Source organism: Streptomyces sp. NPDC051569 (assembly GCF_044454085.1).
Taxonomy (GTDB): Bacteria; Actinomycetota; Actinomycetes; order Streptomycetales; family Streptomycetaceae; genus Streptomyces.
In genome coordinates, this window is record NZ_JBITDJ010000023.1 from 40,086 (window position 1) to 54,499 (window position 14,414).

A 14,414-nucleotide genomic window follows, 5' to 3' on the forward strand; every position below is an offset into this window, starting at 1 on the left:
ACCCGTGGGGCGCGGTACGAGGTCCGTCAGCCGCGGGACGGGGCCGGCGGCAGGCTCAGGTGGGCCAGATCGCTCGGCACCGGGCCGTCGGGGCGGAAGAGCGGGGCCGGTTCGCCGTCGGCCGCCGCCGCCGGCGCGTCGGTGAGCCGGAAGCGCTCGCGCAGCCTGCTGTAGAAGTCGGTCGGGCCCAGCCGGACCAGGCGCAGCCGGTAGCGGGCCCCGTACACGCCGACCCAGTCGCCCGGTTCCAGTACGCCCCGCAGCTGGCCGTCGATGCTGACCGCGACCTCCCCGGAGCGCGGCAGCACGCGCAGACCGACCGGCTCGTGGGCCGCGGCGACGACCGTGCGGTTGAACGTCATGTGCGCGGCCACGGGCGTGAAGACCACGGCGTCCATCTGCGGGGAGAGCACCGGTCCGCCGGCCGCGAAGCTGTAGGCGGTGGAGCCGGTCGGGGTGGCCACGATCACGGCGTCGGCCGAGTAGGCGGCGAGCAGCCGGCCGCCGATGTAGACGCCCAGGCTCGCCTGCCGGTCCCGGGCGAGCTTCTCCAGGACGACGTCGTTGACGGCGGTGACGTCCAGTGCCATGCCCCAGCCCTCCTCCTCGGTGGTGTCGGGGCGGACCGGGGGCGGCGGCAGGGCGGGGCCCCGGCCGTAGCGCAGCAGTGCCTCCATGCCGGGCGGCAGCGTCAGTGCGCGGGAGGACCGCATGGTGAGGGTCATCCGCTCCTCGATCGTGGCGCGTCCCTCGTGGACCTTGTCCAGGGCCTGTGTGACCTCCTCGGCGGGGACCTCGGTGAGGAAGCCCACCCGGCCCAGGTCGACTCCGAGCACCGCGGCGTCGTTCGTGGCGGCGATCCGCGCCCCGCGCAGGAAGGTGCCGTCGCCGCCGAGCGTGACGACGAGGTCGGGGCTGCCCGCGGCGAACGACTCCTCCTGGCCCCCGTGGCGTGGCTCGTGCTCCTTCCAGACGTCGATCTCCTTGCACGGGACGCCATGTGCGTGACACCAGGCATGGACCGCGTGAGCCGCTTCGACGGCCGCCGGGCGGCCCTGGTGGACGACGAGGCCGATACGTTCCACAGACATGCTCGCGCTCTCCGTACGTCGGGTTCCCCGGGTCGGGTCCCGGGCTCCGGCTGTTTCACGGGCCGGGGACGACCGAGTCTCGTGGCTCGCGCCGGGGGTGCCGGGGCGCCGGGGTCGCCCCGCCCTTTCATTCACCCGAATGGCGGATAGCACTGACGTCGCGCTTACACGGTGAATTCCGTACGGACAGCGGAATGCGCTGGTCTGCGGGGTCTCCTCGGGTTGCCGCCGGTCCCGCACGGAGGCGCGATGGATGTGCGCGCCTGACGCAGACGCGCTTCCCCCACGCGAGGAGTGATCGCTGATGTCAGCCGATGGCGTCTTCAACAGCCCCAGTGAGCTGAACGGCTTGACCGCGTACGACAAGGAGGGCGACAAGATCGGCAGCATTGGCCAGGTCTATGTCGACGACCGCACGAACCGCCCGGAGTGGGTGACCGTGAAGACCGGCATGTTCGGCATGAAGGAAAGCCTCGTGCCGCTGTCCGGGGCCCGCCGCAGCGGCGAGGGCCTGCACGTGCCGTACCCGAAGGAAACCGTCAAGGACGCGCCGCGCCTGGACGCCGACGAGCACCTGGATCCGGGCCAGGAGAAGCAGCTCTACCAGCACTACGGTCTGACCGGGTCGGGCTCCGGCATCGGCACGCCCACGGGCCGGACCACCGGCACGGGGACGGGCACGACCTCCGGCAGGACGACCGGCACGGCCGCCGCGACCGGCACGGCCGCCGGTGCGGCCGCCGGTGCGGCCGCGGGATCGCGGGCGGGCGGACGGACGGACATGCCGGCGAGCACCGGAAGGCCCACGACCACGCCGACGACGGCGGGGAGCGCGGGACGCGTCCCTGCGGGGGTGCGCGGCGCCGACCCGGGTGGCAGTCATGAGGCCGAGTACCAGCAGAGCGAAGAGCTCATCCGCTCGGAGGAGCAGCTCCAGATCGGCACCGAGGAGCACGAGGTCGGCCGGGCCCGGCTGCACAAGGTCGTCGTGACCGAGAACGTCACCACCTCCGTGCCGCTCAGCCACGAAGAGGTCCACGTCATCCACGAAGCGATCCTGCCGGAGGACCGCGCGGCGGCGAGTTCCCGTATCGGTGAGGCCGAGGCGGAGGTGACGCTCCACGCCGAGCAGCCGATCATCCGCAAGGAGGCCGTCGCGGTGGAGCGCGTACGCATGGAGACGGAGCGGGTGACGGAGACGAAGGAGGTCTCCTCCGACGTCCGCAAGGAGGAGATCGAGTACGACTCCGGCCGGACCGACAAGGGCATGGGCGACGACCTGGGCGGCAAGCGCGGCCCCCGGCACTGACGCCCGTCCCTGACAACCGCCGCTGATCCGCCACCGGTACCCGCCGCCGCCGGCCACCCACACGTGGCCGGTGGCGGCGGGTACCGGCCCATGAGGTGGCGCGGGCCGTCATCGGTCGCGGGCGCGCCGGAGTGTCAGGCCGCGAAACGGGAGTGCCGCGAGACGTGCGGGATAGATGTGGGGTATGACCAGTTACGTAGTGACGATCCCCGGCACGCTGCACGAGACGCTGACCGACGAGGCGCGGTCCGTTCTGCTCGGAGCGCTCCGGCCGGCCGATCCACAGGGTACGGACTTCGGGGCGGCCGAGGAGCTGGATCTGCTCTCGGTCGACACCGAGCACTCCAGGTTCACGATCCGGCTGGAGGTGGAGGCCGACGATTCGAAGGGGGCGGAGGCGGCCGCGCGGCGCATCGCCGCGGGCGCTCTCGACAAGGCCGGCTTCACCATCGACAGCGCGCCGCTGGGAGAGCCCGTCATCACCGGTATCGACGCCGGGTAGTCACCGGTATCGACGCCGGGTGGCGAGCCGGAACCGGGGCGGCACGACCCGTGTTCAGCCGCGCGGGCCGCGGTCCGCGAGCTCCGGCAGGGCGCGCATCCAGGTGTCGAGCAGCGGGATGTCGTGACGCGGCCCCTCGCCTGCCACGGGTACGCCGTCGCGCGCCCGTTCCGGTGACTTCGGCAACGGCCCCGGGCACGGAGCGGTGTGCAGTACGGCGTCACCGGAGGCCGGCCAGTCCCAGCGCACGCGGCCGGGGGCCAGGACGTCCAGGGCCTCGTACCACTCACGCAACGCGCCGGCCAGACGGATGTCGACCTCGACGTCCCGGCGGCCGCGCGTGCGATCGCCGTCCCGTTGCCGTCGCAGCGCTTCGGGCGTCGGGATCCGGCAGGCGACGAGGTCGGCCATCCCCAGGCGGCCGTCCGCCATCGCCGCGCGGGTGTGGCGCAGCTGCGTGCGGAAGACGTTCGGCGGAAGCAGCCCTGTCCTGGCCAGGGACCAGCTGTGGTGCAGTTTCAGCGGGTCGGTGTCGCAGACGGCCATCCCGGTCGTACCTTCCGCGTGCACCGCCCGGGACCACCGGTCCTCGTTGCGCTCCACCCAGAACCGGCACGTCTCCTCCAGGGACAGACCGGCGGCGGGGCGGATGTCGGCTCCCAGCTCCTCGACGACCCGCGTCCGGGGGAACGCGCGGCAGTAGGTGGTCCTGCCTACGGCGCCAGGTCCTTCCACCACAAGGATCATGGGCCAAGTATCGGCTCAGGCCGGGCCGGCGGCACCCGGACAGCCGGGCGCCCGGTCGCGCCGGGCCGGACCGTCGGCCGGCGCCGCTCCGGCCGGTACGCCGTGGGCGCGTTCCAGCGCCTCGGGATGGTGGACGAAGCGCGGGCTGCGTTCGGTCGCGTCGTACGTACGGTGGAAGACCGGGGTCGTCGCACCGGACATCGGCGGCACGATCCAGGCCCAGTCGGCGTGCACCTCACGGCCCTTGCGCGCTTCGCTCTCCATGTGCCGTACGAAGTGCCGTGACTCGGCGTGGTGGTCGGCCATGGTGACGCCCGCGCGGTCGAAGGAGTGCAGGACGGCCCGGTTGAGTTCGACCAGGGCGCGGTCCTTCCAGAGCGACCGGTCGGTGGAGGTGTCCAGACCCAGGTCTTCGGCTATCCGGGGCAGCAGGTCGTAGCGGTCGGTGTCCGCGAGGTTGCGGGCGCCGATCTCGGTGCCCATGTACCAGCCGTTGAACGGCGCGGCCGGGTAGCAGATGCCGCCGATCTCCAGACACATGTTGGAGATGGCGGGCACCGCGTGCCAGCGCAGCCCCCACCGGGCGTTCCAGGAATCGTCGGACCCGTCGGCGTGGTCGGGGTGGTCGACCGGTACTTCGAGCACGGCGTCCGGGGGCAGTTCGAAGGCGCGTGGTTTGTCGTCGACACCCTCCACGATCAGCGGGAGGAGGTCGAAGGCGGTGTGCGGACCGCCGGGCCAGCCGAGCCGCAGGGCGAGTTCGGTGATCCCGGCGTTGCGCGGGTCGCCGAGCGTCCCGCCGTCGGCGGTGCGGTAACCGGCGTACCGGATGAGCTGCTCGTTCCAGAGCCGTGGCCCCGGGCGCTGCGCGGTGTCCGGTGCGAAGACCGAGATCAGCGGCCGGATGCGGCCGCCGTTGGTGGCCGTGCGCAGATGGTCGGCGCAGGCCTCGGCGATCGGTTCGGCGTCGGTGAGATGACGCAGGTCGCGGACCCGCAAGGTGCGCCAGTAGAGGCGGCCGATGCAGCGGTTGCTGTTGCGCCAGGCGAGGCGGGCGCCGAAGGTCAGCTCCGCGGAGGTGTGCCGGTACGTCCCGGTGTCACGTATCTCTTTGCGTACGGCCCTGAGCCGGCCGCCCGGCGAGCCGAGGCCCGGTTCCTCGTGACGGTGCTTACGGATGAACTCCTCGGCCTCGCGCCACAGCACCGGCTCCGTCGCCGTCCGCCCCGATTGGTGATTCCCTGCCCTGCTCAGGAATCTCCGCATCACACGCACCCCCGGCCCAGCGATGAACGTTGTCGGCCGATGATGCCTGCCGCTTCCCGGCCACGGAACGCCCGTGTGACTCAGTGATCACCGATTGCGAAAGCTGACCATAAATGCGCAAACATTCGACCTATTAGTGTCGCATTATGATCGCTTTTGACTTGTCCGATGCGGGCGGGTCCTTGTCCGATGCAGGCGGGTCTGCGGGCCGACTGCTCCGGCCCGACGTCGGGGGTGCCTTTTGAGACACCCCCGAGCGGGTCAGTAGCCGCCGCCGGAGTTCTGCTGCGGGGTCGTGTTCTTCTTGCCGGAGCTGTCCAGGACGTACCACTTGGCACCGAAGGCGCTCACGCCCTGGCCATTGGTGTTACCGGGGTTCATGTCCCCCTTGAACATGTACACGGGGTGGCCGTTGTAGGTGATCTGTTTGACGCCGCCACTGCGGGTGGTGCTCGACAGCAGACTGTCCTTGACACCCTTGCCGGCGGTGGGCTTTCCCGTGGTGAGCAGGGGCGGCCACGTCAACGCGCAGGCACCTTCGCAGGTGGACTTGGTGGTCTTGTCCTTCTCGAAGAGGTAGAGCGTGCGGCCCTTGCCGTTGACCAGGACCTTGCCCAGCGAGGTGGACTTCAGGTCCACCGTCCCCGAACCGGGGGCGGCCGAGGAGGTGCCGGCGGACGGGGAGCTCGACGCGCGCGCCACGTCCGCGGCCTCGGCGGGCGCCGCAGCCGGGGAGCCGCCGCTGCCGCCGCCGGAACATCCGGCGACCGCCGCCGCGCACAGCATGGCCGCGACAGCGGCAGCCGCTGTCCTGGTATCGCTCTTCATCGAGGCTCCTCAGATCCGGCCGCCCCTCGGGCAGCACGCCGACCGGCCGACCACGGCCGCACCACCCACTACACGGGAGGGCCCGCCCCCGAGCCACCGGACAGAGCCGTCCGACGTACGGCCGCCACCGGACCGGGTCTGACCTGCGGTACTCCGACGCCCACTGCCGGGCCGAGAAGGAGGGTGGGGTATTCTTGGCGCCTGCGAAGGGGAGTAGCCCCGCAAACCGGTCGTCGACACGCTGGAACCTCCGGGTTCCCGGTGGCCGGGCCCGCTCATCCGGCGGGCGGGCGAGACCTTCGGTCAGGCATTGACGCACCCGCACCCCTGCGGGCGCACCGTCGTGCCGGGCCGAGCGGTCCTCTCCTGGCGCGTCGACGTGCCGCGCGAAGGCCCGGGTCCGGCCCTCAGAGAAAGCCACCCGGAATGCATCTCGACCCCCTGGCGATCCTTACCGCCTTCGGGCTGATCTTCCTTGCGGAGCTCCCCGACAAGACCATGTTCGCCTCCCTGGCCATGGGCACGCGCATGAAGCCGCTCTACGTCTGGTTCGGCACGTCGACGGCGTTCCTCGTGCACGTCGCCATCGCGGTCGGGGCCGGCAGTCTCATCGGGCTCCTGCCCGACTGGATCGTCAAACTCGTTTCCGCCGTCCTCTTCGCCTTCGGCGCCTTCATGCTGCTGCGCAACACGGGCGGTGACGACGACGAGGAGGGCGAGACCAAGACCGTGACCGGCTTCTGGCCGGTGTACTCCACCGCCTTCATGGCCGTGTTCATCAGCGAGTGGGGCGACCTCACGCAGATCACCACCGCCAACCTGGCCGCCGGCAACGGCACCTGGTCGACGGCCATCGGTGCGGCCGCGGCGCTGATGTCCGTCTCCGCCCTGGCCCTGCTCGCCGGCCGTTTCATCGCCACCCGCGTGCCGCTCAGGACCGTCCAGCGCATCGGCGGTCTGTGCATGCTCGGCCTCGCCATCTGGTCCACTGTCGAGATCTTCATAGGCTGACCACCGCCGGACTCCCGCAGGCGGACCGGGACCCCGTCCGGCGGGGTCCCGCGATCACGGCGCGGCGCGGGCGGCGTTCGCTCCGGCACCTCGATTCCCCGCGAGGAGCCGGAGCGAACGTGCGTCCCGGCCGGGGAAGAACGGCTTCGCGGCCGGGACACGCCGGTGGGTCCGTCAGGAGCGGGAACCGGACCACTCGCGCTCTCGCTCCCTCCCACCGCACGCCATTCGTTCCCCGCGTCCCATCGGATTGCCGCCTGCGGACAGATGGAGCCGTTTTCACTCCATGGGGTGAATGGCGACCGGCCGGACCAGGGGACTCCGCCGGACCGGCCGGGACCGCCCCCGGCCGCTCGATAGCCTGCCGGAATGAACCGTGCCCGCTCACGCGCCAACCGCCCGGACGCCGTGGACTCCGGCTGGGCCACTCCCGCCGGAGCGGGCGCGTGCGCCGTGGCTCCCGGGACGGGGGCAGAACCGGGGCCGGGGGCAGGACCGGCTCCGGGGCCAGGACCGGGAGAGAGCCTGGACGATCTTCTGGTGCAGATCGCCGACGGCAGCCGCACCGCCTTCGCCCGGCTCTATGACCGCACCGCCGGGCTCCTGTTCGCCGCCGCCGTCGCGGCCACCCCGTCCCCCACCGCCGCCGAGGAGCGACTGGCCGTGGCGTACGTACGGATCTGGAAGTCGGCCGGCAGCTATCGGCCGGGCACGCACGCGCTCGCCTGGATCCTGCATCAGACGCGCTCGTCCGGCGGCTGACGGGCCACCGCCCCGCTGCCCCAACTGAGCACCATCCCGCGCATATAGTGCGACAAAGCGCCTGTGCCTACCGATCGGCCCAATACGGCCGCACCGTGTCGCCGAGAGTTCTCCGCCTGGACAGAACCCACGCCAACCGGCTCTCACCTGCGGCTTTTCCCCGATCCCCAGCAACGCCTCGCTGATCACCCCGCCAGGAGTGGGCATTTCCTCCCTCCTTCTCGTGGTTTTCTGCGTTCTGCGCATCGACCTTCGGTGCGCGGTGCCACGCCGACCGGCGAATGCCTCGTGCCTTCGTGGAAGCCGCCCGGACACGTTCTGATGTCCCGCCCGCTGGGTCGACCGGCCACCTCCCTCACACCTGGACCCGCTCGCGCTCCCTCGCGGTGGGAACCCGCATACGAATGCGGGCGGGTTCGCAGACGAGAGGAATCCTATGAAGTCCCCTTCATCACGGCCTCGTTCACGGCGCGTCCTCGATCACTCCCTGCTCGTCCTCGGTACGGGGGCACTGGCCACCGGACTGGCCGTACTGACCCTCGCCCCGGGGATCAGCGCCGCCTCCAGCCACCGTGAGGCGCCGCAGATCGCCGGCGACCCCCGGGCGGACAACACCGATGTGTACGCGTTCACCAGTCCGGACCGCTCCGGCACGGTGACGATGATCGCCAACTGGATTCCGTTCGAGGAGCCCAACGGCGGCCCGAACTTCTACGCGTTCGCCGACGACGCCCGCTACCACATCAAGATCGACAACACCGGCGACGGCCACGCCGACGTCACCTACACCTGGCGCTTCCGCAACGAGATCCGCGATGCGGCGAACCAGTTCCTCTACAACACCGGACCGGTCCGCGGCTTCAACGACCCGACCCTGAACTTCCGTCAGGTGTACGACCTGACCGTCACCGATCAGGGAGGCACCCGTACCCTGCTGCGCGACGCCCCGGTCGCCCCGTCCCGGGTCGGCCCGGCGTCGATGCCCGACTACCCGGCCCTGCGCGCCGAGGCCGTACGGAACGCGCCGGGCGGCGCGAAGGCGTTCGCCGGACAGGCCGATGACCCGTTCTTCGCCGACCTGCGGGTCTTCGACCTGCTGTACGGCGGGAATCTGAGCGAGCGCGGCCAGGACACCCTCGCCGGTTACAACGTGAACTCGATCGCCCTCCAGGTGCCCAAGAAGGCGCTGGCCCTGCACGGCGACACGGGCCGCAACCCGGTCGTCGGCATCTGGTCCACCACCGAGCGCCACGGCGTGGAGGTCACCGACAGCCGTGCCAGGAGCGGCGGCAAGGGCCGCGAGGAGTGGCGCCAGGTCTCCCGCCTGGGCAACCCGCTGGTCAACGAGGTGGTCGTACCACTCGCGTACAAGGACGCCTTCAACTCGATCTCGCCGTACCAGGATCACACGGTCCAGCCGGTCGTCGACAAGGTCTACGACCCGATCCTGCCGCAGCTGATCCAGAAGGTGTACGGGATTCCCGCCCCGAAGACGCCCCGGAACGACCTCGCCGAGATCTACCTCACCGGAATCTGCAAGGCCTGCGGCCCGATCCAGGCGGATCTCAACGCGCAGAGCCTCAACAAGGACGCCGACCCGCGCCGCATCATCCCGGCCGAGGAACTACGGCTGAACATGTCGGTCCCGCCGGCCAGGACGCCCCAGCGACTCGGCGTGCTCGCCGGTGACCTGGCCGGCTTCCCCAACGGCCGCCGGCTGACCGACGACGTCATCGACATCTCCCTGCAGGCTGTGGAAGGCGCGGCCCAGACGGGCAAGCTGGTCCCGGCACTGGCCGAGGGCGACAAGGTCAACACGAACGACGTGCCCTTCGGCGCGCACTTCCCGTACCTCGCGCTGCCGCACACCAAGGCCGTGAACTCCGCGCGCTCCGGTGCCGGGCCGGCCGCCGCACGGACAGCCGACAACGCCGCCGCGTTCGGCGGGGTGGGCGCGCTGCTGCTGGGCACCGGCGGATTCCGGCTGTGGCGTCGCCGTACCACCGGCTGACACTCCCGTTCCCCGGCCGTGGGCCGGGCGGGCCTCCGTAAAGAACCCGCCCGGCGCACGGCCGGCAGCACCCCGACCCGACCCGATGACCTATCCAGTCCCGACATACCCGCTCCCGACGTACGCGCTCCGGCGTACGCGCTCCGCGAGGAGGACCGTGACCCGGCCGCCGACCACCGACCCGACTCCCCCGCCCGCCGGTCCTCCTCCCGCCGGCCGCAGACGGCTGCGCGGTACGGCCGTCACGCTGGCGCTCGGGACGGCGCTGTTCGCCGCGGGGGCGGTCGGTCTGGCACCACAGAACTCCGGTCCCTCCGAAGCGGCTCCGGGGCCCGCACCGGGCAACGCGGCCGCCGGGCACCCCGGTTCGCTCCCCGCGCTGCGGGCGCGACTGCGCCGGCTCCCGCAGGACGACGCGGCGTGGGCGCAGCTGGGCATGGCGTACGTGCAGCAGGGCCGCACCACCGCCGACCCCGCCACCTACGCCAAGGCGGAGTCCGCCCTGCGGACCTCGCTGAAGGTGCGGCCCGACGACAACTACCCGGCACAGACCGGCATGGGGGCGCTGGCCGCGGCCCGGCACGACTTCGCGGCGGCCCTGGCCTGGGGCCGCCGGGCCGCCGCCGTCAACCCGGCGGGACCAGGGGCTCAGGGCGTCCTCGCCGACGCCTACACCCAACTCGGCCGGTACGAGGAGTCGTACCGGGCGGTGCAGCGCATGGCCGATCTCCGTCCGGACACCGCCTCCCTGGCCCGCGCCTCCTACACCTGGGAATTGCGGGGCGACGTCCCGAGGGCCCGCGCGCTCATGGAACGGGCACTGGACGACGCCTCGACACCCGGCGACCGCGCCTTCGCCCACGCGCATCTCGCCACGCTGGCCCAGGAATCCGGGGACGCGCGCACGGCGCTGCGGGAAGCGGAGGACGGCCTGCGGGCCACCCCGCACGACGCGCCGCTGCTGGAAGCGCGGGCCCGCGCCCGCGGCGCCCTCGGAGACGGCACACGGGCCGTGGCGGACTACACGGCGGCCATCGCGATCACCCCGCTGCCCCCGTACGTGATGGGTCTCGGCGAACTCCAGCAGGCTCTCGGTCACCCGGCGCGGGCCCGGGTCCAGTACGCGCTGATGCGCGCGCAGGAACAGCTGAGCCGGGCCGGCGGAGCCGCGCCCGACGTGGACGCCATCCTCTTCGAAGCCGACCACGGCGACCCGGGACGGGCCGTCGCGATGGGACGCGTCGCGCTGCGCGGCCGGCCCTTCATCGCCGTGCAGGACGCCTGTGCCTGGGCGCTGCACCGCGCCGGACGGGACGCGGAAGCGCTGCGCCACGCGGACCGGGCCCTGGCCCTCGGGACCCGCAGCGCGCTCTTCCACTACCACCGGGCGGTGATCGAGGGCGCCCTCGGGGACCGGGTCGCTGCGCGGCGGGATCTCGTACGCGCCCTCGCCGTCGACCCGCACTTCCATCCGCTGCACGCCCCCGCCGCGCGCTCCGCACTTCAGCGAATCGACTCCCTTTCGTGAATCTCCTGACGAATCCGGCGCTTCGGCGCGCCCTCGCCGTCTGCGCACTGGCCGCCGCGCTGACCACCGGGTCGGCGGCGGGCGCGCCCGCCGCCTCCGCGCACCCGCTGGGCAACTTCACGGTGAATTACCACACGGGACTGACGCTGCGTCAGGACCGTGTCGACGCACGCCTGGTCGTCGACCGGGCGGAGATCTCCACGGCCCAGGAACGCGCGCGTGTCGACCGTGACGGAGACGGCGCCGTGGACGCGGCCGAGGCCCGCGCCTACGCGCGCGCGTCCTGCGTGGCGGCCGCCGGGCTGTTGCGGGTGAAGGTCGACGGCCGACGGCTGGAGTGGGCGTCGCGGGAGAGCACGCTCACCTACGGCCCCGGCGAGGCAGGGCTCAGGACGAGCCGGCTCGGTTGCGCCCTGACCGCCCCGGCGGATCTGCGGCACCCGTCGGACATCAGCGTGCGGACCGGATACGACAGCCGCCGTATCGGCTGGCGGGAGATCACGGCCCGCGGCCGCGGGGTTGTCCTCACCGCGTCCGGCGTACCCGCCGTGTCGGCCACCGACGAGCTGCGCCACTATCCCGCGGACCCCCTGGCGAACCCGCTCGACCAGAGGTCGGCCACCCTGCGGACCGCGCCGGGGAGCGGGGGCGCCGCACCGGCGGCATCGGCGGCCGTGCCCGGCGCGGGCCCCCTGACAGCGGCCCTCACGAAGGTGTCCGGAGTCTTCGACACGCTGGTGGGGAGCCGCGAACTGACTCTGCCCGTGGGTCTGTTGGCGCTGCTGCTCGCTGTGGTGCTCGGCGCCTCGCACGCGGCCATGCCCGGCCACGGGAAGACCCTCATGGCCGCCTATCTCGCCGGGCGCCGTGGTACCCCCAGGGACGCGGTCACCGTGGGTGCCACCGTCACGGTCACCCACACGGCCGGGGTGCTCGTGCTGGGGCTCCTGCTGCCGGTGGCCACCGGTCTCGCCGGTGAGACGGTGCTGACCTGGCTCGGAATGGCCAGTGGCCTGCTGGTGACGGGCATCGGCCTGTGGCTGCTGTGGTCCGCCGCGCTGAACCACCGCCCCACCCACGCCCACCCGCATACCCACCCGCATACCCACCCGCACGCACCCGGGCACGGGCATGGGCACGGGCACGGGCACCATCACGGCGACGACCGCTCGCGCGCGGGCACCGCGTTCAAGGGCCTGCTGCCCCGGCGCCGCCCTGACGGATCCGCGCGTCACGGGGGCGACGGCTCCCCGGTCGCCGTACTGACCAAGGAACACACCCACGAGCCGCACACCCACGCAGCGCACACGCACGCCCCCACCACCGCGACGCGCGGCGGCCTGATCGGCATGGGTATCGCCGGCGGGCTCGTGCCCAGCCCCTCGGCACTGGTCGTCCTGCTGGGCGCCGTCGCCCTGGGACGTACGGCCTTCGGCGTACTCCTGGTCATCGGTTACGGGCTCGGTATGGCGGCCACCCTCACCCTGGCCGGCCTGCTGCTCGTACGGCTCCGGGACCGGCTCGACCGCAGGACGCGCGCCGGTGCCGCCGCCACCGCCCGGTGGTCCTGGCTCAGGCGGCTCGCCCGGTTCGGTCCGGTGGCCACATCCGCGCTCGTCCTGCTCGTGGGGGTGGGCCTGACGCTGCGCGCGGCGACCGGGCCCTGGTGAGCCACCGGCCGCGTACGGGGCGCCCCGGGAAGGACCGTCAGGCCGGGCGGGCCGTGTCGTCCGTCCGGCCTGACCGGGCGGGGGTCATGAGGGCGCGGTCACGAGGGCTGGGAGAGTGAAGGCGATGCGGGTGCCGGGGGTGTGGTGCGGGTCGACCTCGATCGTTCCGCCGTGGAATTCCACGATCTTCTTGCACACGGCCAGGCCGATTCCGTTGCCGCCGTACGACTCGCGGGTGTGCAGCCGCTGGAAGATGACGAAGACCCGCTCGGCGTGCTCGGGTTCGATCCCGATGCCGTTGTCGGTGACGGAGAAGTGCCAGGTGTCGCCCCGGCGTTCGGCGGCCAGGTGGACGCGCGGGGGGCGCTCCGGGTCCCGGAACTTGACCGCGTTGCCCACCAGGTTCTGCAACAGCATGTGCAGCTGGGTGGCGTCGCCCGTGAGGACGGGGAGATCGTCGTGGGTGACCTCGGCGCCGGCGTCGTCGATGGCGATGCTGAGCGAGTCGACCGTCTGGTCGAAGGTCTCCTGGAGGTCGACGGTGGCGGTCCGGTTGTGCATGCGGCCGACGCGGGAGAAGCCCAGCAGGTCGTTGATGAGGGTCTGCATCCGCGTGGCACCGTCGACGGCGAAGTGGATGTACTGGCCGGCCCGCTCGTCGAGTTGCGCGGCGTACCGGCGCTCAAGGAGCTGGCAGAAGCTCGCGACCTTCCGCAGGGGCTCCTGGAGATCGTGCGAGGCGACGTAGGCGAACTGTTCCAGTTCGGCGTTGGAGCGGCGCAGATCGGCCGCCTGCTCGTCGAGCCGGGTACGGGCGTTCTCGGTGAAGGCCAGTTCCTCCACGAGCCGGCGGCGCATCGCGTCCACGTCCCCGGCGAGTTTGCGTACGTCCGCCGGACCCTCACGGGTGACGGGCCGGGCGAAGTCTCCCTGCGCGACCAGCCGCGCGTCATGGGAGAGATGCTCCAGCGGGCTGGTGATGCCGCGCCGCAGGCCGACGAAGATCATCCCTGGCAGGGCGACGATGACCACGGCGATGGAGGAGAACACCCAGTTCCGCAGGGTGCGTACGCCCTGGAGATCGGCACGGGCCGTGTCGCGCTGCGCCTCCAGACGCTGCTGCTGGGCGATCAGCGCGGCGCGCAGCTCGTCGAAGGAAGCCTTGCTCGCCCGGGTCCGCAGGGCGTTCGCGGGGACGGGGCTGCCCTCGGGGGCGGTGACGATGGGGTGGACGTACCGGGTGCGCCAGGCGTCCGCCCGGTCCAGGATCCGGTCGAGATCCGTCATCTCGGGCCGGTCGTCCCCGAGCGCCGTCCGGAGCGCGGCACCCGCCCGGGCCTGGTCGCGGAGTCCGGAGCGGTACGGCTCCAGGAACGCCCCGTCGCCGGTGAGTTCGTAGCCCCGTACGCCGGTCTCCTGGTTGACCAGGGCCGACTCCAGTCGTACGGAGGCTATGAGTGCGGGCGAACTGTGGTCCACCAAGCGGGTGTTGATCTGTGTGGAGTACGTCAGGACCCAGCCGCCGAGGGCGGCGAGGGTGGTGAGCAGCAGGAGCGAGACGCTGACTCCCGCGGTGAGCCACTGCCGTGTCGTCCAGCGGCCAACCCCTCGGGCGGGCACCGGCGTACGGCCGGGTGCGGCGCCCGGGCGGCGCCCGGACACCGCGGCGCTCACTTCACTCACGGTTGC

Annotated in this window: 12 protein-coding genes; 7 read left to right on the forward strand and 5 right to left on the reverse strand. The window is 72.3% G+C overall.

Going from position 1 to position 14,414, the window contains the following annotated elements:
- Positions 1 to 26: 26 nt before the first annotated feature.
- Entirely contained in the window at positions 27 to 1,091 is a 1,065-nt protein-coding gene (locus tag ACIBAE_RS25720; protein WP_399289763.1) for an NAD(+)/NADH kinase, read from the reverse strand.
- Positions 1,092 to 1,395: 304 nt separating this feature from the next.
- On the opposite strand from ACIBAE_RS25720, the gene ACIBAE_RS25725 reads away from it, so the two are divergent.
- Together ACIBAE_RS25725 and ACIBAE_RS25730 are read left to right on the forward strand one after the other, a co-directional pair.
- Positions 1,396 to 2,400 carry a PRC and DUF2382 domain-containing protein gene (locus ACIBAE_RS25725; RefSeq protein ID WP_399289765.1) on the forward strand — a complete coding sequence of 335 codons (1,005 nt, stop codon included), beginning with the start codon at positions 1,396 to 1,398 and terminating at the stop codon, positions 2,398 to 2,400.
- A 184-nt stretch (positions 2,401 to 2,584) separates the two neighbouring features.
- Positions 2,585 to 2,902 carry a hypothetical protein gene (locus ACIBAE_RS25730; RefSeq protein ID WP_399289767.1) on the forward strand — a complete coding sequence of 106 codons (318 nt, stop codon included), beginning with the start codon at positions 2,585 to 2,587 and terminating at the stop codon, positions 2,900 to 2,902.
- Positions 2,903 to 2,956: 54 nt separating this feature from the next.
- Here ACIBAE_RS25730 and ACIBAE_RS25735 read toward each other — a convergent pair whose 3' ends face one another.
- From ACIBAE_RS25735 to ACIBAE_RS25745, 3 genes are all read right to left on the reverse strand, one after another.
- Entirely contained in the window at positions 2,957 to 3,649 is a 693-nt protein-coding gene (locus tag ACIBAE_RS25735; protein WP_399289769.1) for a hypothetical protein, read from the reverse strand.
- 15 nt (positions 3,650 to 3,664) lie between these two features.
- The gene (locus ACIBAE_RS25740) at positions 3,665 to 4,855 is read right to left on the reverse strand and encodes a nitric oxide synthase oxygenase (RefSeq protein ID WP_399289771.1); all 1,191 of its coding nucleotides are present in this window, start codon (positions 4,853 to 4,855) and stop codon (positions 3,665 to 3,667) included.
- 321 nt (positions 4,856 to 5,176) lie between these two features.
- Positions 5,177 to 5,743, reverse strand: a complete 567-nt coding sequence (locus ACIBAE_RS25745) for a hypothetical protein (RefSeq protein ID WP_399289773.1) — start codon at positions 5,741 to 5,743, stop codon at positions 5,177 to 5,179.
- Positions 5,744 to 6,169: 426 nt separating this feature from the next.
- Here ACIBAE_RS25745 and ACIBAE_RS25750 point away from each other — a divergent pair, with 426 nt between their 5' ends.
- The 5 genes from ACIBAE_RS25750 (at position 6,170) to ACIBAE_RS25770 (ending at position 12,725) form a co-directional block, all read left to right on the forward strand.
- Positions 6,170 to 6,754, forward strand: coding sequence for a TMEM165/GDT1 family protein (locus tag ACIBAE_RS25750; protein ID WP_399289775.1), 585 nt, complete (start codon positions 6,170 to 6,172; stop codon positions 6,752 to 6,754).
- A 369-nt stretch (positions 6,755 to 7,123) separates the two neighbouring features.
- Positions 7,124 to 7,516 (forward strand): hypothetical protein, encoded by a 393-nt coding sequence (locus ACIBAE_RS25755; RefSeq protein WP_399289777.1) that lies wholly within the window; start codon positions 7,124 to 7,126, stop codon positions 7,514 to 7,516.
- Between the two features lie 436 nt (positions 7,517 to 7,952).
- Complete coding sequence (locus ACIBAE_RS25760) at positions 7,953 to 9,527, forward strand: DUF4331 domain-containing protein (protein WP_399289779.1); 1,575 nt, start codon at positions 7,953 to 7,955, stop codon at positions 9,525 to 9,527.
- A gap of 157 nt (positions 9,528 to 9,684) precedes the next feature.
- Positions 9,685 to 11,055, forward strand: a complete 1,371-nt coding sequence (locus ACIBAE_RS25765) for a hypothetical protein (RefSeq protein ID WP_399289781.1) — start codon at positions 9,685 to 9,687, stop codon at positions 11,053 to 11,055.
- Entirely contained in the window at positions 11,052 to 12,725 is a 1,674-nt protein-coding gene (locus ACIBAE_RS25770) for a nickel transporter (protein WP_399289783.1), read from the forward strand. Before ACIBAE_RS25765 ends, ACIBAE_RS25770 begins: the two co-directional genes overlap by 4 nt.
- 84 nt (positions 12,726 to 12,809) lie before the next feature.
- On the opposite strand, the gene ACIBAE_RS25775 is transcribed toward ACIBAE_RS25770, so the two are convergent.
- The gene (locus ACIBAE_RS25775) at positions 12,810 to 14,408 is read right to left on the reverse strand and encodes an ATP-binding protein (RefSeq protein WP_399289785.1); all 1,599 of its coding nucleotides are present in this window, start codon (positions 14,406 to 14,408) and stop codon (positions 12,810 to 12,812) included.
- Positions 14,409 to 14,414 lie beyond the last annotated feature (6 nt).